The sequence below is a fragment of the Nocardia sp. NPDC059195 genome (assembly GCF_042754695.1).
GTDB lineage: Bacteria > Actinomycetota > Actinomycetes > Mycobacteriales > Mycobacteriaceae > Nocardia.
Map to the genome: position 1 here is coordinate 44,332 of NZ_JBHZBG010000026.1, position 19,675 is coordinate 64,006.

Genomic DNA, 19,675 nt, shown 5'->3' on the forward strand with positions numbered 1-19,675 from the left:
AATCACGGGGGGCAGGGGGATGATGAGATGTCAGCTATCTTCGGGCTACCTTAGGGTCTGAGCGGAAGAACCCTGCGACGGGCACGAACCCGGGTACCCTCGCGCTCCACAAGAGTCGTTGGCGTGACCCGCAAACGCGGCCACCGCCGCCCCTGCACGCAGGTGAGCGTCGGAAATCGTAGAGAAATCCCCAATCAGGCGTAGGTTTTCAGTTACTGAGCCGCTAATATCAATGATACGTATCCGAGATAACGACTGTTAGTACAGTGAAGGGAATTGGGCGGCTCACAATGGCTGATTTCGCGGCGCGGCTGAACAAGCTGTTCGAAACCGTGCATCCCCCGGGGCGCAAGCCGCACACCAACGCAGAGGTTGCGGCTGCGCTGACTGCCTCCGGGCATCCGATCTCGAAGCCGTATCTCTCGCAGTTGCGGTCGGGACAACGAACGAATCCGTCCGATGAGACGGTGGCCGCCCTGGCGAAGTTCTTCAAGGTCAAGCCTGACTACTTCTTCAACGATATCTACGCGGCCAAGATCGATCACGACCTGGAGCTGCTCGCGCAGCTGCAGGGTTACGGACTTCGTCGACTGTCGAGTAGGGCATTCGACCTGTCCGAAGAATCACAGAATCTACTCACCTCGATGGCGGAGAAGCTGCGGGCCAGCGAAGGCTTGCCCGAAATTCCTCCGGACGGAACGGAATAGGATCCACGCATCGGCCGGCCTGACGCACCTGATGGTGTCCTGGGTACGGCCGTAAAACATCGGATACGCAGACAACGGGCCTGAGACGGTGGAAACCACCAGCTCAGGCCCGTTTTCTGCGTGGTGACCGTCGCCGGTCAGCTCGAGGTAGCGGCGTTCTGCGGTGCCGTCTTCGCGGCCGTCACCGCGTTCTCGTACTGATTCGCGAGCGCGAGCACCCAGCCCCGCGGGCTCAGTCCGGGCGGCGGCGCGATCCAGCGCGCGTCGACGAACAAGTCCCCCAACGGATTTCGCGCCCACTCGGCCACCACCGCGGCCCGCTGCGGCACCGAGTCCGGCGGCTCACCGGCCGCCGGGATGACGATGCCGCTGCCCGAGAGCAGATACAGCGCGTCCATCACCTGAGCCATGTGATCGGAAGCCTTCAGCTGCGCCGAGGTGGCGTTCTGTTCGGGCGCGACCACCTCGGGGAAGCGCCCCACCATCAACTTGTGCAGTGGCTGGATCCGGCGCAGCAGGACCTTGGCCCGCCACCACAGCTCGATCACGATCGACACCGCGCCCAGCGCGATCAGCAGCGCGGCGATCTCCCATGCGACCCATCCCCACAGCGGTTCGTTGGGCGGCGTCGGCGCGGCGTGCTGGAAGGCGCGGCCCACATTGGCCACGGCGAGCACCGCCACCAGCGCGGTGCCCGTGATGTAGATGGCGATGCCGCGACCGAGGATGGTCCAGTCCAGGTTGCGCAGACCGGTGGTCACGATGAACACCGCGCCGAGCGCGACCACGATCCAGCCGAAGGTGAACGACCAAGCCAGGGTGATCGCGATCGCCGCCGCGCCGATGCCGTACACGACCATCGCGACCTGGCGCAGGTTGCGCCGCGAGACCACCGGCCACGCGGCCGAGGCCACCACCGAAGTGGCTGTGGTGAACAGGATCCAGGCGGAGATGACGAGGCCGGTGGACAGCCAGCCGCTGTGCACGCCGCCCTTCATCAGATTGTCGATGGCAACAGCCATCTCGGGAATGGCGACGGTGACCGCGAGTGCCACGGCGGCGACCGCGACGACGATGGCCACGCGGGCGGTCGTCGCGGGCTTCACCAGCACGCGACCCACTCGCGCACCCGCGGCAACCCAGACCAGCAGGGCTGTCAACCAGAGTGTCATCCGAGTGCCTCATCGAATCGAAGGACCGAGACGCCTGCGCCCCGGTTGCTGAATACGCGCAGTCGAGTCATGAGCATGGCCGCGAAGGTCTCGGCCTCCCATTCGGCGAGATCGTCGGAGCCGTCGTCGACGATCTGCGCGTGGGCGCGCTGGCTGAGCATGTAGGCGATCAGGTCGTCGCTGACTTCCAGGGTCGTCTCCACCGCGGGCGCGCCCTCGTGGTCGAAGACGATGTGGCCGAGCTCGTGCGCGAGGGTGTGATCGCGACTCGGTAGGGCGTCGGCGAGCACGATGATGTCGCGTTCGGGGTAGAACCGGCGCTGACCGCAGACGCCGGGGCCGAGATTCGCACTGGTGATCTCGATTTCGCGATTGCGCTCCAGCGAGATGGCGTAGACAACCTCGTCGAGACTGGTGGCGTCGAAGTCGGCGGCCACCGCGCACACCGCGTCGACGGCGGCGGCGACGCGGCGATAGGACCGGGATGTGCTCTGGGTCGTGCTCTTACTCATCGAAGATCCCCTCACGACCTCGGTCCGAAGAACTCGGCACGCGCCGCGTTCACCCGCGCTTGGGCTGCCGCGGCACCTTGGAAACTCACTGCGCCCGAACCGGTTCCGGCCAGCGTCAGCGCGATCAGGCCGCCGATCACCGACAGGAGTTCGGGTTCGGGCAGGCCACTGTTGTCACTGGTCGGCTTGACCTCGTGGTTCGGCTTGGCCGCCGGTGCCGGTGCGGCCGCGGCGGGCGGTGGTGCGGCCGGGGCCTCGACCGCGGGCGGTGCTGCTGCCGGAACAGGAACTGCCACAGCGATATTCGGAAGACCGGGGATCGCGGGCGCGGGCGGGATCGCGATCGACGGCAGGGCCGGTACGGCCGGGGGCGAGGGGATCGGGATCAGGAGCAACAGCAGCGGCGAGGCCGAACCCACTGCCGCCGAACCGACCGCGGCCGAACCCACTGCGGCCGAACCCGCGCCGGCGGAACCTACCGCCGCGGAACCGGTGGCGGCGGAACCGACTGCGGCAGAACCTGTTCCGAGCACCGCCGAGCCCGCGCCGAGCGCGGCCGAACCGGTGCCCGTCGCGGCCGAACCGACCGCTGCCGAGCCGGTACCGAGAACCGCCGCGGCACCCGCCGAACCCGTGCCGAGAACCGCGGCGGCACCCGCCGAACCGGTGCCGAGAACCGCAGCCGCGCCGGCCGAACCGGTGCCGAGGATGGCGGCCGCGCCCGCGGAGCCGGTGCCGAGGACTACGCCCAGACCGGCCGATCCGGTGCCGAGCAGCACGCCGAGGCCGGCCGAGCCCGTACCGAGGACCACGCCGGCGGCTGCCGAGCCCGCGCCTGCCGCGGCAGAGCCGGCGGCGGCTGAACCGGAGAGGGGGCCGGCGACTTCCTTCCTAGCGACGTCATCGCCCGATTGGCCGGGGATGGTGAGCGGGGTCCATTCGCTTTCGTCGGCGACCGCGGCACCCGACTGCGGGTTACCCGGGCCGGTCTCCTGGTTCTGGCTTTGACCATTGCCCTGACCGGGCAGGCTCAGCTCACCCATCTCGGGGGCCGGGGTGCTCTGACCACCACTTCCGTTGCCCTGCCCGCTGCTTCCGCTGCCGGGTGCCTGCGCGGCAGGTGTGGATGGTTTCTCCGGGGCGGCCATAGCGACGGCCGGCCCTAATAGCGCACAGCCGGCCAGCACACTCGCAGCGGCAAACACGCGCAACATGCGACCAATGGCCATGCGCTAGATCATCCCCTTAGTTTTTCAGCGCAGAATTACCCCCGGTCGCGACACATTCCGGGATCGACGAACAGTAGCCCATAGTAAACCCGCCGCGCTGGGCCCGCAGAAGAGCACTAGAGTCGTCCAGCCCCCTGAACGTCTGTGACATGGAAAAAGCGCAGGCCGGGGCGGTTTCCCCAGCCTGCGCCCGGAGAGTTAGCTATGCACCGTAAACCGGCTCCGGCGGGGTGCTCTTCTCGATCAGTTCCTTGACGACCGGACCCAGCTCGGCGGGGTTCCAGCGGGCGCCACGATCGACCGGAGCGCCATGCAGCCAGCCCTGCGCCAGCGCGACCTTTCCGCCCTCTACCTCGAACATCCGACCGGTCACCCCGGCGGATTCGGTGCTGCCGAGCCACACGACCAGCGGCGAGATGTTCTCCGGCGCCATCGCGTCGAAGCCCGCGCCGGGGGCTGCCATCGTGTCGGCGAAGACCGTCTCGGTCATCCGGGTGCGGGCGGCGGGCGCGATGGCGTTCACAGTGACGCCGTAGCGCCCGAACTCGGCCGACGCGGTCAGCGTGAGACCGGCGATACCCGCCTTGGCCGCACCGTAATTGCCCTGGCCGACGCTGCCCTGCAGACCGGCACCGGAGCTGGTGTTGATCACTCGGGCGTCCACCGGGCGGCCCGCCTTCGACTCGGACCGCCAGTACTCGGCCGCGTGCCGCATGGTGGCGAAGTGGCCCTTGAGATGCACGCGGACCACGGCGTCCCACTCGTCCTCGCCGAGGTTGACCAGCATGCGGTCGCGCACGAAACCGGCATTGTTGACCAGCACATCGAGCCCGCCGAAGGTCTCGACGGCCTGCCGGATCAGGCGGCGAGCGCCTTCCCAATCGGCGACATCGTCGTAGTTGGCGACGGCCTCGCCACCGGCCGCGACGATCTCGTCGACAACCTGCTGCGCGGGGGTCTCGGTCGTGGCGGCACCATCGAGCGCCGTGCCGACATCGTTGACCACCACGCGGGCACCCGCGGCGGCGAAGGCGAGCGCGTGCGCGCGGCCGATCCCCCGGCCGGCGCCGGTCACGATCACCGTGCGTCCGGCGCAGATCAACTGGTTGTCCATCTCAAAACTCCTGTGGTTATCGGCAGCTGGCGCCGCGGGGTCGGGCGGGAAGGTCACTGGTTGTTCGCGTTGGCGGCGTCGAGGAAGGCCGGGCGTTCGCCGCCGCCGTGGACGAGCAAGGTCGCGCCGCTGATATGCGCGGCCAGGGGTGAGGACAGGAAGAGAGCGGCGTTACCGACGTCGGATGGGCTGGCGAGGCGGCCGAGCGGGACGGTTTTCGCTACCGCGGCCACTCCGTCGGCGTCGCCGTAGTGCAGGTGGCTGAGTTCGGTTTCCACCGGGCCGACGACGACGGAGTTGAGCCGGACTTTCGGGGCCCATTCGACGGCCAGCGACGACGCGAGGTTGTCCAGGCCCGCCTTGGCCGCGCCGTAGGCGGCGGTGCCCGGCGAGGGCCGGTGCCCGCTCACACTGGTGATCATCACGATCGAGCCGCCCGCGTCCTGCTTCTGCATCAACGCGTTGGCCTGCTGGGAGATCAGCAGGGGCGCGAGCAGATTCAGCTCCACGATCTTGGCGTGGAATTTAGGGCTCGCGGCGTCGGCCATCGCGAACGGCGCGCCACCGGCGTTGTTCACCACATGGTCGATCCGGCCGTGTCTGGAGACGATCTCGGCGAACATCGCCGCCACCGCGTCGACATCGCGCACATCGCAGGTGAGGTGTTCGGTGCTGCGATCGGCCACCGTTATCGGCTCGTCGGCCGGTCTGCGCGCGCAGGTCAGCACGGTCGCGCCCGCGGCGAGGAAGGCCCGGCTGACACCGGCGCCGACGCCGCGCACACCACCTGTCACCAGAACGATCTGCTCGGAAAGGTCGATTTCTACAGCCACCGTGTTAACCTACCAAGCAATTGCTTGCTTTGTCTCGGGTTCGCCGAGGCGTGCACGAGGAGACATCGCGATGGGGATTAACCGTCACACCGAAGCCGACGGGGTAGAGGTCGTCACAGTCGACTACCCGCCGGTCAACGCCCTACCCTCGGACGGCTGGTTCGCACTGGCCGAAGCCGTCAGGGCAGCGGGCCGCAACCAGGAGACCCGGGTGGTCGTGCTGCGCGCGGAAGGCCGCGGGTTCAACGCGGGCGTCGACATCAAGGAGATGAACGCCGACGTCGGCCATACCGCGCTGATCCGCGCCAACCACGGCTGCTTCGAGGCCTTCGCCGCGGTCTACGACTGCGAGGTGCCCGTGGTCACCGCCGTGAACGGCTTCTGCCTCGGCGGCGGCATCGGCCTGGTCGGTAATTCCGACGTCATCGTCGCCTCCGACGACGCCACCTTCGGGCTGCCCGAAGTGGACCGTGGCGCGCTCGGCGCCGCCACGCACCTGGCGCGGCTGGTGCCACAGCACCTGATGCGCACCATGTTCTACACCGCGGGCAAGCTCACCGCCCAGCAGCTGCACCACTTCGGTTCGGTGTACAAGGTGGTGCCGCGCGCCGAACTCGACGCCGCCGCGATGGAGGTCGCGAAGAACATCGCGAACAAGGACGGCCGCGTGATCCGTGCCGCCAAGCGCGCGCTCAACGGCATCGACGTGCAGGACGTGCATCGGTCCTACCGCTACGAACAGGGCTTCACGATGGAGCTCAACCTCGCCGGTGTCGCCGACGAGATCAGAGCGCGCTTCGACGACGATCTCGCCGCGCAGAAGAAGGAGAGCTGAAAGCCATGCGCGACAAGAGAATGACCCTCGACGAGGTGGTCGGTGAGCTGCGCAGCGGCATGACCATCGGGATCGGTGGCTGGGGTTCGCGACGCAAGCCGATGGCGCTGGTGCGCGCGCTGCTGCGCTCCGATGTCACCGATCTGACCGTGGTCACCTACGGCGGTCCGGATCTGGGCCTGCTGTGCTCGGCGGGCAAGGTCCGCAAGGCGTACTACGGTTTCGTGTCGCTGGATTCGGCGCCGTTCTACGACCCGTGGTTCGCGAAGGCGCGCACCGAGGGCGCGATCACCGTGCGCGAGATGGACGAGGGGATGGTGAAGTGCGGGCTGCAAGCGGCCGCGGCGCGGCTGCCGTTCCTGCCGATTCGGGCCGGGCTCGGGTCGGCGGTGCTCGACTTCTGGGAGGGCGAGCTGAAGACCATCCCGTCGCCGTACCCCGCCGCCGACGGCCGCATCGAAACACTGGTCGCGATGCCCGCGCTCAACCTCGACGCGTCGTTCGTGCATCTTGATCTGGCCGACAAGCACGGCAATGCGGCATACACGGGCGTCGATCCGTATTTCGACGATCTGTACTGCCTGGCCGCGGAGCGCCGCTACGTCTCGGTGGATCGCATCGTCGAAACCGAGGAGCTGGTGAAAGCCGTTCCGCAACAGGCGATCATCCTCAACCGCATGCTGGTCGACGGCGTGGTCGAGTCGCCGGGCGGCGCGCACTTCACCTTCGCGGGCGGCTACGGGCGCGACGAGAAGTTTCAGAAGCACTATGTGGCCGCCGCGAAGACGCCGGAGTCGTGGGCCGAGTTCAAGGCTCGCTATCTCGACGTCTCCGAGGACGAATACCAGTCCGCCGTCGCCACTTTCGCCGAGGAGCAGAAGCTATGAACGCCGCAGTGCAGAGCGGAACCGTCACCCGCGCCGAGGTCTGTGTCATCGCGGCGGCGGAGATCTTCCGTGGGGCGGGCGAGATCATGGCGAGCCCCATGTCGACGATCACCACCATCGGCGCGCGGCTGGCCCGGCTCACCTTCGAGCCCGATCTCCTGCTGTCCGACGGTGAGGCGCTGTTCTTCGCCGAGGTACCGGCGATCGGCGCGAAAGCACCTGTGGAGGGCTGGATTCCGTTCTCCCGGGTCTTCGATGTGGTCGCCTCGGGTCGTCGCCACGTGGTGATGGGCGCCAACCAGATCGACCGGTTCGGCAACCAGAACCTGTCGGCCTTCGGCCCGCTCCAGCAGCCGTCGCGGCAGATGTTCGGTGTGCGTGGCGCGCCCGGCAACACCATCAACCACGCGACCAGCTACTTCGTGCCACGGCACAACAACCGGGTGTTCGTCGACAAGGTCGACATCATCTCCGGAATCGGCTACGACCGCATCGATCCCGAGAATCCGGCGTACCGCTTCCACCACCTGCACCGCGTGGTGACCAACCTGGGCGTGTTCGACTTCAACGGCCCCGACCACACCCTGCGCGCGCTGTCGCTGCACCCGGGTGTGAGCGCCGACGAGGTCGCCGAGAACACCTCCTTCGAGATCGCCGAATTGGGCGAAGCGGGCGAGACCAGGCTGCCCACCGACGAAGAGTTGCGGATCATCCGGACCGTGCTCGATCCCAAGGGTTTCCGGGAGAAGGAAGTGGCGGCGTGAGCGCGCGTTTGCGGACTCCGCTGACCGAACTGGTCGGCATCGAGCACCCGGTCGTGCAGACCGGCATGGGCTGGGTCGCCGGTCCTCGGCTGGTCGCGGCCACCGCCAACGCGGGCGGACTCGGCATTCTCGCCTCGGCGACAATGACTTTCGAGGAGCTGGAGGCGGCGGTCGCCAAGACCAAGTCGCTCACCGACAAGCCCTTCGGCGTGAACATCCGCGCCGACGCCACCGATGCCACTGAGCGCATCGACCTGCTCATTCGCGAGCACGTCAAGGTCGCCTCCTTCGCGCTCGCGCCGAAGAAGGACCTCATCGCCAAGCTCAAAGACGCAGGCGTCGTAGTGGTTCCGTCGATCGGCGCGGCCAAGCACGCGGTCAAGGTGGCGTCCTGGGGCGCCGACGCGGTGATCGTGCAGGGCGGCGAGGGCGGTGGGCACACCGGTCCGGTCGCCACCACGCTGCTGCTGCCGTCGGTGCTCGACGCGGTCGACATCCCGGTGATCGCGGCGGGCGGCTTCTTCGACGGTCGAGGCCTGGCCGCCGCACTGTCCTACGGCGCGGCCGGTGTCGCGATGGGCACCCGCTTCCTGCTCACCCAGGAAAGCACCGTCCCCGAGGCCGTGAAGCAGGAGTACTTGGCGCGCGGCCTCGGGGACACCGTCGTGTCGGTGAAGGTCGACGGCATGCCGCACCGGATGCTGAACACCGAATTGGTCGACAAGCTCGAGCACTCCGGCGGCTGGCGCGGACTGTCCGCCGCGGTGGGCAACGCGGCGAAGTTCAAGAGCATGACCGGCATGAAGTGGTCGACGCTGATGCGCGACGGTCTCATCATGCGCAAGACCAACGACATGAGCTGGTCGCAGGTGGTGATGAAGGCCAACTCGGCCATGCTGACCAAGGCCGGTCTCGTCGAGGGTCGCACCGACGCGGGCGTGCTGCCCGCGGGCCAGGTCACCGGCATCATCGACAGCCTGCCGACCGTTGCCGAGCTGATCGACCAGATCGTCACCGACGCGGTCGCCCGGATCGAAGCCATCAGCGCGTTGACCACCGAGCCCGCTGCCGAAGCTCGCTGACACCAACCGGACTCACCCCCGACTCGACGGACTGGAGCACCGTCGAGCTCGCTGGGTGACCGGAGCGCCGGACCAGGTGCGACGCCGACACGTCGCGCCGGGTCCGGCGCTTTTCGTTTTATCCGCAGGTCATCGCGGTGTGACGGTGACCCGGTTGTCATGGAAGACCGCGCCGCCGCCGTAGTCCGAATCTCGCTCGGCGATGGTGGCATTCACGGTGGCACCGCCGGTGAACTTGGCCCAGCGCCCCTTGGTCGTGCCCGCGACGCCGGGGCGCACCCGGTCCGATACCTCGGCGACGGCCTCGAAGGAACCGCGGGCGTTGGACACGACCACCGCGGCGCCGTCGGCGATTCCGCGGGCGGCGGCGTCGTCGGGATGCAGTGTGATGTCGGCTCCGCCGGCCCGGCGCCGCAATTCGGGGTTGGAGCCGAAGCTGGTGTTCAGGAAGTAGTGCGAGGCGGCGGAGATCAACACCAAGCCGTCGCCGGGGTCGGCCGGTGGGGTGTAGGACGGTAGAGGGTCGTGTCCGGCCAGTTCCGCTCTGGCGGAAACGAACTGGAGTTTGCCCGCGGGAACCGGGCCTGCCTGCACCTTCAGGAACCCGTCGGCGCGCAAGCGTTCGAGGTCGTGGCCTTTCAGTAGCTGCCTGGCCAGCTCTTCGTCGGAGTCGTAGAGCGCGGGCTCGGTGAGGCCGAACCGCTGCGAGAGCCGACGGAAAGTCTCGGTGGTGGACAGGCATTCGCCGGGCGGTTCGACGGCCGGTTCGTTCCAGATCAGATAGAGGTGCCCGTAACCGGCGATCACGTCGAGGTGTTCGGGCTGCATCGTGGCGGGCAGCACGATGTCGGCGTAGTCGACGGTGTCGGTCCCGAAGTGCTCGAGGACCACGGTGAACAGGTCTTCGCGGGACAGGCCCTCGATCACGCGACGCTGATCGGGATTCGAACCGACCGGGTTGGCCCCGATCACGAACAGCGCCTTGACCGGCGGATCGTCGGTTTCGAGCAGGGCTTCACCGAGCCTGGTCATCGAGAGGGTGCGGACCGGTCGCGGCAGCAGGTCGTCGCGACGCAGTGCGGCATCGTCGAGACGGAAGTGCCCGCTCGTCGAATAGTGCAGTCCCCCACCGGGTATCGCCCAGTCGCCGGTGACGCCGGGCAGGCAGCCGAGCACTCGCAGCGCCATGCCACCGCCCGCGTGCCGTTGCATACCTTGCGACGCGCGGATGGCAGTCGGCCTGGTGCGAGCGATCCGCTCACCGAGCGCGACGATCTGCTCCTGCCGCAACCCCGTGATCGCGGCGACCCGTTCCGGCGTGAATTCCTCGATACGGTCCCGGAATTCGGGCCAGCCCTCGGTGTGCTCGGCGATGAACTCGGTGTCCTGGGCGCCCAGCGAGACCACCACGTGCAGCAGCCCGAGCGCCAGCGCCGCATCGGTGCCCGGCAGCGGGGTGAGGTGTTCGTCGCAGCGCTCGGCGGTCTTGGTGCGCACGGGGTCGATGGAGACCAGGTAGGCGCCGCTGTCCTGGATGAACTTCCACAGGTGGTGGCCGGAACTGAGCGGATTGGTACCCCACAGCAGGATCAGCTTCGACTTCGCGAAGTCCTCGGGGTCCATGCCGCCGGAGGTGCCGAGGGTGTAGCTCAGGCCGGTGCCGCCGGCGACCGAGCAGATGGTCGGCGCGTGGTGCGACGCGCCGAGCAGGTTGAACATCCTGCGCCCCGGAAAGCCTTCCAGCCCTTGGAGATAGCCGAGACTGCCGGTGCCGTGGAACGGCCAGACCGCCTCACCACCGAATTCGTCGATGATGCCGGTGACCCGCGTGGCGATCTCGTCGAGCGCGGTGTCCCAGCTGATCCGCTCGAACTGCCCCGACCCCTTCGGCCCGACCCGGCGCATCGGATACCTGAGCCGATCCGGCGCACCGACCTGCTCGAGATAGCGGTTCACCTTCACGCACAGCGCACCGCGCGTGACCGGATGTTCCTTGTTGCCCCGCAGCCCGGTGGCGACCCCGTCCTCGACGGTCACCACCCACGAGCACGCGTCGGGGCAGTCGAGGGGGCATGCACCGAGCACCTTCACCTGGCCATCGTAGGCCGGATGGGTCGGCCCGAAGGCCGACCCGCCATCTCACTCCGTCTTGATGACCGGGTTGAGAATTCCGCACACCTTCCAGCCACCGTCTTCGTCGACCAGTTTGTAGGTCGCGGTCGAGGTGGTCTTCTTGCCGAGAATCGTCATGCTCATCGCCGTGGTGAACGTCCCGGAACTGCTACCGGAAGAGACATCAACGCTCTTCAAGGTCGTTGTCGTCTTCGGGAGCCCGGTGTCCGAGGGTGCCCCGGTCGGCGTGGCGGCGTTCTTGTACTTCGCGATCTCGTCCCGATCGGCGGCACACACCAAATCGTCCATGTCACCACCCTTCTGGTCGACCCACGCCTGTGCCGCCGCGCGCGGAGTGTCGTAGCCGCCACCGATGACCGAACCGCCATCACTGAACATAAAGAACGCGCCGACCGCGGCGGCGATCAGCACAGCCGCGCCGCCGACGATGAGTGCGATCTTGCCGCCGTTGCCGCCGGACGGGCGGGGCGGCTGGCCGTAACCACCCTGCGCGCCGTACTGCGGCTGGCCCTGCGGATACGGCATCGGCTGGCCTTGCTGGTACGGCTGACCTGGCATCGGCTGACCCTGCTGGTACGGCTGACCCGGCATCGGCTGACCCTGCGGATACGGCTGGCCTGGCCGACCTTGATACGGGTTGGGTTGGTGTGGGTGACCCATTCGGAATTCCTGTTCCCTGTTTCGCGAGTGACACCCATCCGGCACCACTTCAACACATGGCTTACCCACTGCGCCAACATGTTAGCCAGCACAAGGATTAGCAACCCTGCAGTCTTTATGACAGATCGATTGCTGGCAAGCCCCGGAAACCGCCGTATACACGCGACGGCCCGGTGCTGGACACTCCAGCACCGGGCCGTCAGCTGCTCCGCTTCGCGTTACTCCGCTGCGCCGAGACGCTCGATGATGGTCACGTTCGCGGTGCCACCACCCTCACAGATGGTGAGCAGGCCGTAGCGGCCGTTGATCCGCTCGAGCTCGTTGAGCAGCGTGGCGAACAGCTTGGCGCCGGTCGCGCCCAGCGGATGGCCGAGCGCGATCGCGCCACCGTTGACATTCACCTTCGCCGGATCGGCGCCGATCTCCTTGATCCAGGCCAGCACCACGGGAGCGAAGGCCTCGTTGATCTCGATGACGTCGATGTCGTCGATGGTGAGCCCGGTCTTCTCGAGCGCCCACTGGGTCGCCGGAATCGGCGCGCTGAGCATGAAGATCGGGTCCGCGCCGCGCGCGCTGACGTGGTGGATGCGGGCGCGCGGGGTGAGGCCGTACTCCTTGACCGCCCATTCGGAGGCGAGCAGCGTCGCGCTGGCGCCGTCGGAGATCTGGCTGGCGACAGCGGCGGTGAGCGGGCTGCCCTCGCCGAGCGGTTGCAGGGTCGCCATCTTCTCGAGGCTGGTCTCGCGCGGGCCCTGGTCGACCTTGAAGTCGCCGACCGGCACGATCTCGGACTCGAAACGGCCTTCGGCGATGGCCGCGCGGGCGCGTTCGTGGCTGCGCAGCGCCCACTGCTCCATGTCCTCGCGGGTGATGCCCCACTTCTCGGCGATCAGCTCGGCGCCGCGGAACTGCGAGACCTCGCCGGTGCCGTAGCGCTCGTCCCAGCCGGTGGCGCCGACGAACGGGGAGTCGAAGCCGTATTCCTTGCCCGCGAGCATGGCGGCCGAGATCGGGATGGCGCTCATGTTCTGCACGCCCGCCGCGACGATCACCTCGGCGGTGCCGCTCATGATGGCCTGCGCGCCGAAGTTCACCGCCTGCTGGCTGGAACCACACTGCCGGTCGACGGTGACGCCGGGAACCTCTTCGGGGTATCCCGCGGTGAGCCACATGGTGCGGCCGATATTGCCTGCCTGCGGACCGACATTGTCGACGCAGCCGACGATCACGTCGTCGACGACGGCCGGGTCGATCCCGGTGCGCTCGATGAGCCCGCGCAGGGCGGCGGCACCGAGGTCGGCCGGATGCACGCCGGCCAGCGCGCCATTGCGCTTGCCGACCGCGGTACGCACCGCGTCGATCACATAGGCCTCCCGCAACGGGGTGTAGGGGCGGCGCTCGGCGGGTGCGGTCATCGGGAACTCCTATGGCGTGGTGCTCCCGGGCAGGGTGAGCCCGTCGAGCACGATGGTGAGATATTGCTGGGCAAGGTTTTTCACGGTGATCGGGCCACCGGGGGTGTACCAGCGGACCGCCACCCACACGGTGTCGCGCAGGAAGCGGAACGCGAGTTCCACGTCGAGTTCGGGGCGGAAGCTGCCATCGGCGACGCCGGCGGCGAGCACCCGGTGCCACAGATCGCGGAACTCGATATTGAAGTCACGGATGTAGCCGAAACGTTCTACGTCGCGCAGGTTCTTGGCCTCGGCCTGGTAGATCGCGACTGCGGCGTGGTGCCGGTCGAACGCCTCGTAGGAGGCGATGACCAAGGCCTCCAAGGTGTCTCGTGCGCTCAGGGACGCGCCCGCGATCTCGCGGTAGCGGCCGAACAGGTCGTCGAGGAAGCCGCGCAGGATCTCGTCGACCATCGATTCCTTGGAATCGAAGTGGTGGTAGAGGCTGCCCGAGAGGATGCCCGCGGAGTCGGCGATGTCGCGCACCGTGGTAGCACGCAGTCCACGTTCGGCGAACAGACCGGCGGCCAGGCCGAGGAGTTCGGCGCGGCGGGTGCGTTTGACGGTGTCGGGTGCGGTCACACCCGTCATCGTAGTACCAAGCACTTGCTTGGTTTCGGAGAACCCGCCACGGCGATCATGCGCGCTGACTACTCACCGAGACAACCTCGCCGGTCAGATACGAGGTGTAGTCACTGGCCAGCATGGCGATCGTCGCCGCTACTTCCCATGGCTCGGCGGCGCGACCGAAGGCTTCGCGCTCGCTGAGCGAGTCGAGCAGCTCGGTCGAGCTCACCTTGTCCAGGAACGGATGACGGGCGATGCTCGGCGCGACAGCGTTGATCCGCACGCCGAATTCGGCGGCTTCGACCGCGCTGCACCTGGTCAGCGCCATTACGCCGGCTTTGGCGGCGGCGTAGTGCGCCTGGCCGTGCTGGGCGCGCCAGCCCAGGACAGAGGCATTGTTGACGATCACGCCGCCGTGGCCCGCGCCGCGAAAGTAGCCGAGCGCCGCACGGGTGCAGCGGAAGGTGCCGGTGAGGGTGATGTCGAGCACCTGGTCCCACTGCTCGTCGGTCATGTCGACCACCGGGGTCTCACCGCCGAGGCCCGCGTTGTTGACCATGATGTCGATCCGGCCGAGTTCGGCGGCGGCATCGGCGAGCAGCTGATTCACCTGCGCGGAGTCGCGGACGTCGCACACCACGGCACCGACCCGGCGCTCCGGGAACTCCTTCGCCAGCAGCTCGGCGGTCTCGGTCAAGCGGCGCTCGTGCCAATCCGAGACCACCACGTCGGCGCCCTCTTCGAGGAGCCTGCGCGCGGTGGCCGAGCCGATGCCGGTGCCCGCGGCGGCGGTGATCACGGCCGTCCGGCCTGCGAGCAGGCCGTGTCCGGGGATCGAGGCCGGCGCGATCGACAGCGACTTGTTCGCGCCCGAATAGGTCTGCTCACTCACGGGCGTGCCTCTCGCGGGAGACCGAGCACACGCTCGGCGATGATGTTGCGCTGCACTTCGTTCGAACCTCCATAGATCGTGTCGGCGCGGCTGAACAGGTACAGCCGCTGCCATGCGGTCATGTCGTCGGGGCCCAGGATCAGGCCGGCCGCGCCTTGGACAGCCATTGCCAGCTCGCCGAGGTCGCGATGCCAGTTGGCCCACAACAACTTCGACACCGAGGCGCCGCCCGAATCGTCGTGGTCCTCGCTCATGGTGCGCAGCGCGTGCGCGCGCAGCACCCTGAGTCCGACCCAGGAGCGGTCGAGGCGGTCGGCGATCAGCGGGTCGGCGGCGGCGCCGGTGCGGCGGGCCAGGTCTTCGATGTCGGCGAGTTCGCGAGCGAAGCGGATCTGCTGACCGAGGGTGGAGATTCCGCGTTCGAAGTTCAAGGTGCCCATGGCGATTCGCCAGCCGTCACCGGGCTCGCCGACGACCAGGTTCGCGTCGGTCACGGCGTTGTCGAAGAACACTTCGTTGAATTCGGAAGTGCCGGTGAGCTGTTCGATCGGGCGCACTTCGATGCCGGGCTGATTCATCGGAACCAGCAGGTAGGACAGGCCCTTGTGCCGGGTCGAGCCGCGTTCGGTGCGGGCGATCACGAAGCACCAGTCGGCGACGTGCGCGAGCGAGGTCCAGATCTTCTGGCCGTTGATCACCCACTTGTCGCCGTCGAGGCGGGCCGTGGTGCTGACCGCGGCGAGGTCGGAACCGGCGCCGGGCTCGGAATAGCCCTGGCACCACAGCTCGCCGACCGAGCGGACACCGGGGAGGAAGCGCTTCTTCTGCTCCTCGGTGCCGAAGGCGAGCACCGTCGGGCCGAGCAGTTCCTCACCCACGTGCGAGACCCGCGCCGGGGCGTCGGCCTTCGCGTATTCCTCGTGAAAGATCACCTGCTGGCGCACACTCGCACCCCGGCCGCCGTATTCGACCGGCCAGCCAAGGCAGGTCCAGCCCGCCTTCGCGAGGTGGCGGTCCCACGCCAGTCGCTCTTCGAAGAATTCATGCTCGCGGCCGGGTCCACCGGTTCCGCGCAGGTCAGCGAACTCGCCGGAAAGATTTTCGGCGAGCCAATCGCGTATTTCCGCGCGAAACTCCGCGTCGGAGGTCACGGTATCGGAATCTGAGGTCTGGATCACGCCCACGCCGATAGGATAACCTACCAAGCACTTGCTTTGTTAGCTGCTTCGGAAGAACAGCGAACCGTCCAACGGTGAGGACCCCGTGACACCTCCTGCACAAACCACCCCGCAGGCGCTGCGACACATCGCCGCGGCGCATCCGCACGAGCCTGCCCTGATCGACGGCGCGACCCGCCTGACCTGGGCCGAGCTGCTCGAACAGGTCCGCATCGCCGCGCGTGCCCTGATCGCGCGCGGCATCGCCCCCGGCGACCGGGTCGCGATGTGGGCGCCGAACACCCACCACTGGGTGATCGCCGCGCTGGCCGCGCATTCCGTCGGCGCCGCGCTGGTTCCGTTGAACACCCGCTATGTGGCGGCCGAGGCCGTCGACGTGCTGACCCGCGTTGACGCGAAGGCGTTGTTCGTCGCGGGCCCGTTCCTCGGTCGCGATCGAGCCGCGGAGCTCGCGGCGACGGCACCGGCGCTGGGTATCGGCACCGTCGTCGTCATCCCGGTCGAGGCATCCCCCAGCGCGGCGGCACCGACAACGGTGACATGGGCGGAGTTGCTCGCGCAGGCCGCGACCGTCTCCGAAGCAGCAGGCGACGAGCGGGCCGACCAGGTCTCCCCCGACGACATCGCCGACATCCTGTTCACCTCCGGCACCACCGGCCGCAGCAAGGGCACGCTCGTCGCGCACCGGCAGGCTCTCGATGTGGTGCGCGGGTGGGTGGACTGCTCGACCCTGCGCGCCGGCGACCGCTACCTGGTGATCCCCCCGTTCTTCCACAACTTCGGTTACAAGGCGGGCATTCTCGCGTGCCTGGTCACCGGGGCCACGATCGTGCCGCAGGCCACCTTCGACGTGCCCGCGGCGCTGGCGCTGATCGAGTCCGAGCAGATCACCGTGCTCACCGGCCCGCCGACGATCTACCAGACCATCCTTTCCCATCCCCAGCGCGCCGAGCGTGACCTGACCTCGCTGCGGGTGGCGGTGACCGGCGCGGCGACCGTGCCGGTGGTTCTGATCGAGCGGATGCGCGACGATCTCGCCTTCGAGGTGGTCATTACCGCCTACGGCCTGTCCGAATCATCGGGTTTCGGCACCATGTGCCGCCCCTCCGACGACGCGAAAACCATCGCCAACACCTGCGGCGGGCCGATCGCCGGGTTCGAACTGCGCCTGTCCGAGGCCGGTGAGGTGCTGCTGCGCGGTCCCAACGTGATGATCGGCTACCTCGACGACCCCGAGGCCACCGCCGAGGCCATCGACGCCGACGGCTGGTTGCACACCGGCGATATCGGCATCGTCGACGAGCGCGGCTATCTGAAGATCACCGACCGGCTCAAGGACATGTACATCACCGGCGGGTTCAACGTGTATCCCGCCGAGATCGAACAGACCCTGGCCAGGCTCGACGGCGTCGCCGAGTCGGCGGTGATCGGCGTGCCCGACGAGCGAATGGGCGAGGTCGGCAAGGCCGTTGTCGTCCGCAAGGCCGGATCGGCACTCACCGCCGACGAGGTGATCGCCTTCGCCGCGAGCACATTGGCGAATTTCAAAGTGCCCAGGCTTGTCGAGTTCCGCGACCAGCTGCCCTACAGCGCCGCGGGCAAAGTGCTCAAGCGTGAGCTACGTGAGGAGAAGTCGTGAGTTCCGAAACCGAGACCGAGGTCGTCACCTATGAGGTGCGCGGATCGGTCGCCGTCGTCACCATGAACCGGCCCGATTTCCGCAATGCGCAGAACTCGAAGATGACCTATGCCCTCGACGCCGCCTTCGTGCGCGCGGTCGAGGATCCCGAGGTCAAGGTGATCGTGCTGGCGGGCAACGGAAAACACTTCAGCGCCGGGCACGACATCGGTACACCGGGCCGCGACCACGATGTGCACTACGAGAACAAGGCAGCGCTGTGGTGGGACCACCTCGACCGCCCCGGTGGTGATCAGCGGTTCGCGCGCGAGTCCGAGGTGTATCTCGGCATGTGCAGGCGCTGGCGGGAAATCCCCAAGCCGATGGTGGCGATGGTGCAGGGCGCGTGCATCGCGGGCGGGCTGATGCTGGCCTGGGTGTGCGACCTGATCGTCTGCTCCGAGGACGCGTTCTTCTCCGATCCGGTGGTCCGGATGGGCATTCCGGGTGTGGAGTACTTCGCGCATCCGTGGGTGATGGGTCCGCGCGCGGCCAAGGAGTTCCTGTTCACCGGCGATCGATTCGGGGCGGCGCAGGCCAAGGAGTGGGGCATGGTCAACCGCGTCGTGCCGCGCGAGGAACTCGAAACCGAGGTATTCGGTCTCGCCGAAAAGATTTCCGCCATGCCGCAATTCGGGCTGGCGCTCACCAAGAAGGCCGTCAACCAGGCCGAGGATCTGATGGGCATGCGCAGTGGCATGGACTCGGTCTTCGGGCTGCACCATTTCGCGCACGCGCACAACGCCGAGGTCGGCGCCGATTCGCTCGGCGGGATGAACGCCCGCTCGATGAAGGCCACCGCCACCTCTACCGAACAGAACGGGACGAAGTAAGTGGATCTCGAGATCGACCCGGCTGTCCGGGAATTCCAGCTGGAGGTGCGCGAGTTCCTCGCCGCCAATGTACCGGCCGAGCCGCTGCCCTCGATGGACACCGCGGCGGGTTTCGAAGCGCACCGGGAATGGGAAGCGAAGCTGGCCGAAGCCAGGCTGTCCGCGGTGTCGTGGCCACGCGAGTTCGGCGGGCGGGACGCGTCGATCCTCGAATGGGTGCTCTTCGAGCAGGAGTACTACGCCGCGGGCGCACCGGGCCGGGTCGCGCAGAACGGCATCTTCCTGCTGGCGCCGACCCTGTTCGAGCACGGCACCCCCGAACAGCTGGCGCGGATCCTGCCGCGGATGGCTCGTGGTGACGACATCTGGGCACAAGCCTGGTCGGAGCCTGAGGCGGGCAGCGACCTCGCGAGCCTGCGTTCGACCGCGCGACGCACCGAGGGCGGATGGCTGCTCAACGGCCAGAAGACGTGGAGCTCGCGTGCGTCCTTCGCGGATTGGTCGTTCGGCCTGTTCCGCAGCGACCCCGACGCGCAACGTCACCACGGGCTGACCTACGTGATGTTCCCGCTCACCGCCGAGGGCGTGAGCGTGCGGCCGATCCCCCAGCTCGACGGCGAACCCGGCTTCGCCGAGATCTTCCTCGATGACGTCTTCGTGCCGGACCACGATGTGATCGGCGGGGTGAACGAGGGCTGGCGGGTCGCGATGGCGACCTCGTCGAACGAGCGCGGCCTCTCACTGCGCAGCCCGGGCCGGTTCAGCGCCACCGCGCAACGGCTCATCGACCTGTGGGAGGAGACGGCCGACCCGAGCGACACCGCGGCCAGGAACTCGGTGGTCGACGCCTGGCTCGGTGCCGAGGCCTACCGCCTGCACACCTTCGGCACTGTCACTCGCCTCCAAGACGGCGGGCAACTCGGCGCGGAATCGTCGATCACCAAGGTGTACTGGTCCGAGCTCGACATCGCGATGCACGAGACGGCACTGGAGCTGCTCGGCTCGTCCGCCGAGCAGCGCAGCAACTGGACCGACGGCTACCTGTTCTCGCTCTCCGGCCCGATCTACGCGGGCACCAACGAGATCCAGCGCAACATCATCGCCGAGCGCATCCTCGGCCTGCCCCGCGAGACCAAGCGATGAAC

19 protein-coding genes are annotated in these 19,675 nt (G+C 67.9%); 8 read left to right on the forward strand and 11 right to left on the reverse strand.

Translation table 11 applies throughout. The annotated features are described in order from the left end of the window. Nucleotides 1–290 precede the first annotated feature (290 nt). Nucleotides 291–707 carry a helix-turn-helix domain-containing protein gene (locus ACFXKN_RS26325; protein ID WP_019044759.1) on the forward strand — a complete coding sequence of 139 codons (417 nt, stop codon included), beginning with the start codon at nt 291–293 and terminating at the stop codon, nt 705–707. 137 nt (nt 708–844) lie between these two features. On the opposite strand, the gene ACFXKN_RS26330 is transcribed toward ACFXKN_RS26325, so the two are convergent. The 5 genes from ACFXKN_RS26330 to ACFXKN_RS26350 all read right to left on the reverse strand — a co-directional run bounded on the left by ACFXKN_RS26330 (nt 845) and on the right by ACFXKN_RS26350 (nt 5,567). Further along, the gene (locus tag ACFXKN_RS26330; protein WP_378970524.1) at nt 845–1,879 is read right to left on the reverse strand and encodes a hypothetical protein; all 1,035 of its coding nucleotides are present in this window, start codon (nt 1,877–1,879) and stop codon (nt 845–847) included. After that, the gene (locus ACFXKN_RS26335) at nt 1,876–2,391 is read right to left on the reverse strand and encodes an ImmA/IrrE family metallo-endopeptidase (RefSeq protein ID WP_378970537.1); all 516 of its coding nucleotides are present in this window, start codon (nt 2,389–2,391) and stop codon (nt 1,876–1,878) included. Before ACFXKN_RS26335 ends, ACFXKN_RS26330 begins: the two co-directional genes overlap by 4 nt. Nucleotides 2,392–2,402: 11 nt before the next feature. Then, nucleotides 2,403–3,620 (reverse strand): hypothetical protein, encoded by a 1,218-nt coding sequence (locus ACFXKN_RS26340; RefSeq protein ID WP_378970541.1) that lies wholly within the window; start codon nt 3,618–3,620, stop codon nt 2,403–2,405. A gap of 202 nt (nt 3,621–3,822) precedes the next feature. Beyond that, nucleotides 3,823–4,734: an SDR family oxidoreductase gene (locus tag ACFXKN_RS26345; protein ID WP_378970548.1), complete on the reverse strand. Its 912-nt coding sequence runs from the start codon at nt 4,732–4,734 to the stop codon at nt 3,823–3,825. 53 nt (nt 4,735–4,787) lie between these two features. Next, nucleotides 4,788–5,567 carry an SDR family oxidoreductase gene (locus ACFXKN_RS26350; RefSeq protein WP_378970555.1) on the reverse strand — a complete coding sequence of 260 codons (780 nt, stop codon included), beginning with the start codon at nt 5,565–5,567 and terminating at the stop codon, nt 4,788–4,790. Nucleotides 5,568–5,637: 70 nt separating this feature from the next. On the opposite strand from ACFXKN_RS26350, the gene ACFXKN_RS26355 reads away from it, so the two are divergent. The 4 genes from ACFXKN_RS26355 to ACFXKN_RS26370 are packed head-to-tail and all read left to right on the forward strand — an operon-like array spanning nt 5,638 to nt 9,135. Continuing rightward, nucleotides 5,638–6,402: an enoyl-CoA hydratase family protein gene (locus tag ACFXKN_RS26355; protein WP_378913807.1), complete on the forward strand. Its 765-nt coding sequence runs from the start codon at nt 5,638–5,640 to the stop codon at nt 6,400–6,402. Next, entirely contained in the window at nt 6,399–7,289 is an 891-nt protein-coding gene (locus ACFXKN_RS26360) for a CoA transferase subunit A (protein WP_378970966.1), read from the forward strand. Before ACFXKN_RS26355 ends, ACFXKN_RS26360 begins: the two co-directional genes overlap by 4 nt. Then, nucleotides 7,286–8,053, forward strand: a complete 768-nt coding sequence (locus ACFXKN_RS26365; protein ID WP_378970572.1) for a CoA-transferase subunit beta — start codon at nt 7,286–7,288, stop codon at nt 8,051–8,053. The genes ACFXKN_RS26360 and ACFXKN_RS26365 overlap by 4 nt, the downstream gene beginning before the upstream one ends. Beyond that, on the forward strand, nt 8,050–9,135 hold the full coding sequence (locus tag ACFXKN_RS26370) for an NAD(P)H-dependent flavin oxidoreductase (RefSeq protein WP_379434009.1): 1,086 nt from the start codon (nt 8,050–8,052) through the stop codon (nt 9,133–9,135). Before ACFXKN_RS26365 ends, ACFXKN_RS26370 begins: the two co-directional genes overlap by 4 nt. Nucleotides 9,136–9,264: 129 nt before the next feature. Here ACFXKN_RS26370 and ACFXKN_RS26375 read toward each other — a convergent pair whose 3' ends face one another. The 6 genes from ACFXKN_RS26375 to ACFXKN_RS26400 all read right to left on the reverse strand — a co-directional run bounded on the left by ACFXKN_RS26375 (nt 9,265) and on the right by ACFXKN_RS26400 (nt 16,025). Then, entirely contained in the window at nt 9,265–11,226 is a 1,962-nt protein-coding gene (locus ACFXKN_RS26375) for a molybdopterin-dependent oxidoreductase (protein WP_378970586.1), read from the reverse strand. Between the two features lie 48 nt (nt 11,227–11,274). Then, nucleotides 11,275–11,859, reverse strand: coding sequence for a hypothetical protein (locus ACFXKN_RS26380; protein ID WP_378970591.1), 585 nt, complete (start codon nt 11,857–11,859; stop codon nt 11,275–11,277). 287 nt (nt 11,860–12,146) lie between these two features. Then, nucleotides 12,147–13,307 carry an acetyl-CoA C-acetyltransferase gene (locus ACFXKN_RS26385; RefSeq protein WP_378970971.1) on the reverse strand — a complete coding sequence of 387 codons (1,161 nt, stop codon included), beginning with the start codon at nt 13,305–13,307 and terminating at the stop codon, nt 12,147–12,149. A gap of 45 nt (nt 13,308–13,352) precedes the next feature. After that, nucleotides 13,353–13,973, reverse strand: coding sequence for a TetR/AcrR family transcriptional regulator (locus tag ACFXKN_RS26390; protein WP_378970595.1), 621 nt, complete (start codon nt 13,971–13,973; stop codon nt 13,353–13,355). A gap of 46 nt (nt 13,974–14,019) precedes the next feature. Further along, entirely contained in the window at nt 14,020–14,841 is an 822-nt protein-coding gene (locus ACFXKN_RS26395) for an SDR family oxidoreductase (RefSeq protein ID WP_378970602.1), read from the reverse strand. Then, complete coding sequence (locus tag ACFXKN_RS26400; RefSeq protein WP_378970613.1) at nt 14,838–16,025, reverse strand: acyl-CoA dehydrogenase family protein; 1,188 nt, start codon at nt 16,023–16,025, stop codon at nt 14,838–14,840. The genes ACFXKN_RS26395 and ACFXKN_RS26400 overlap by 4 nt, the downstream gene beginning before the upstream one ends. 79 nt (nt 16,026–16,104) lie before the next feature. Between ACFXKN_RS26400 and ACFXKN_RS26405 the strand changes: the two genes are divergently transcribed. Genes ACFXKN_RS26405 through ACFXKN_RS26415 form a run of 3 tightly spaced genes read left to right on the forward strand, consistent with a single transcriptional unit; the run spans nt 16,105 to nt 19,673 of the window. Next, nucleotides 16,105–17,658 carry a FadD3 family acyl-CoA ligase gene (locus tag ACFXKN_RS26405; RefSeq protein WP_378970621.1) on the forward strand — a complete coding sequence of 518 codons (1,554 nt, stop codon included), beginning with the start codon at nt 16,105–16,107 and terminating at the stop codon, nt 17,656–17,658. Continuing rightward, on the forward strand, nt 17,655–18,530 hold the full coding sequence (locus ACFXKN_RS26410; protein WP_378970627.1) for an enoyl-CoA hydratase: 876 nt from the start codon (nt 17,655–17,657) through the stop codon (nt 18,528–18,530). The genes ACFXKN_RS26405 and ACFXKN_RS26410 overlap by 4 nt, the downstream gene beginning before the upstream one ends. Continuing rightward, a complete protein-coding gene (locus tag ACFXKN_RS26415; protein WP_378970637.1) occupies nt 18,531–19,673 on the forward strand; it encodes an acyl-CoA dehydrogenase family protein in 1,143 nt (380 codons plus the stop codon). It begins immediately after the preceding gene. Nucleotides 19,674–19,675 lie beyond the last annotated feature (2 nt).

What these genes read in the sequence shown, in the direction of transcription:
- ACFXKN_RS26355 (WP_378913807.1), top strand. Translation starts at nt 5,638, where the DNA reads ATGGGGATTAACCGTCACACCGAAGCCGACGGGGTAGAGGTCGTCACA.
- ACFXKN_RS26335 (WP_378970537.1), bottom strand. Translation starts at nt 2,391, where the DNA reads ATGAGTAAGAGCACGACCCAGAGCACATCCCGGTCCTATCGCCGCGTC.
- ACFXKN_RS26380 (WP_378970591.1), bottom strand. Translation starts at nt 11,859, where the DNA reads ATGCCGGGTCAGCCGTACCAGCAGGGTCAGCCGATGCCAGGTCAGCCG.
- ACFXKN_RS26365 (WP_378970572.1), top strand. Translation starts at nt 7,286, where the DNA reads ATGAACGCCGCAGTGCAGAGCGGAACCGTCACCCGCGCCGAGGTCTGT.
- ACFXKN_RS26330 (WP_378970524.1), bottom strand. Translation starts at nt 1,879, where the DNA reads ATGACACTCTGGTTGACAGCCCTGCTGGTCTGGGTTGCCGCGGGTGCG.
- ACFXKN_RS26345 (WP_378970548.1), bottom strand. Translation starts at nt 4,734, where the DNA reads ATGGACAACCAGTTGATCTGCGCCGGACGCACGGTGATCGTGACCGGC.
- ACFXKN_RS26390 (WP_378970595.1), bottom strand. Translation starts at nt 13,973, where the DNA reads ATGACGGGTGTGACCGCACCCGACACCGTCAAACGCACCCGCCGCGCC.
- ACFXKN_RS26325 (WP_019044759.1), top strand. Translation starts at nt 291, where the DNA reads ATGGCTGATTTCGCGGCGCGGCTGAACAAGCTGTTCGAAACCGTGCAT.
- ACFXKN_RS26340 (WP_378970541.1), bottom strand. Translation starts at nt 3,620, where the DNA reads ATGGCCATTGGTCGCATGTTGCGCGTGTTTGCCGCTGCGAGTGTGCTG.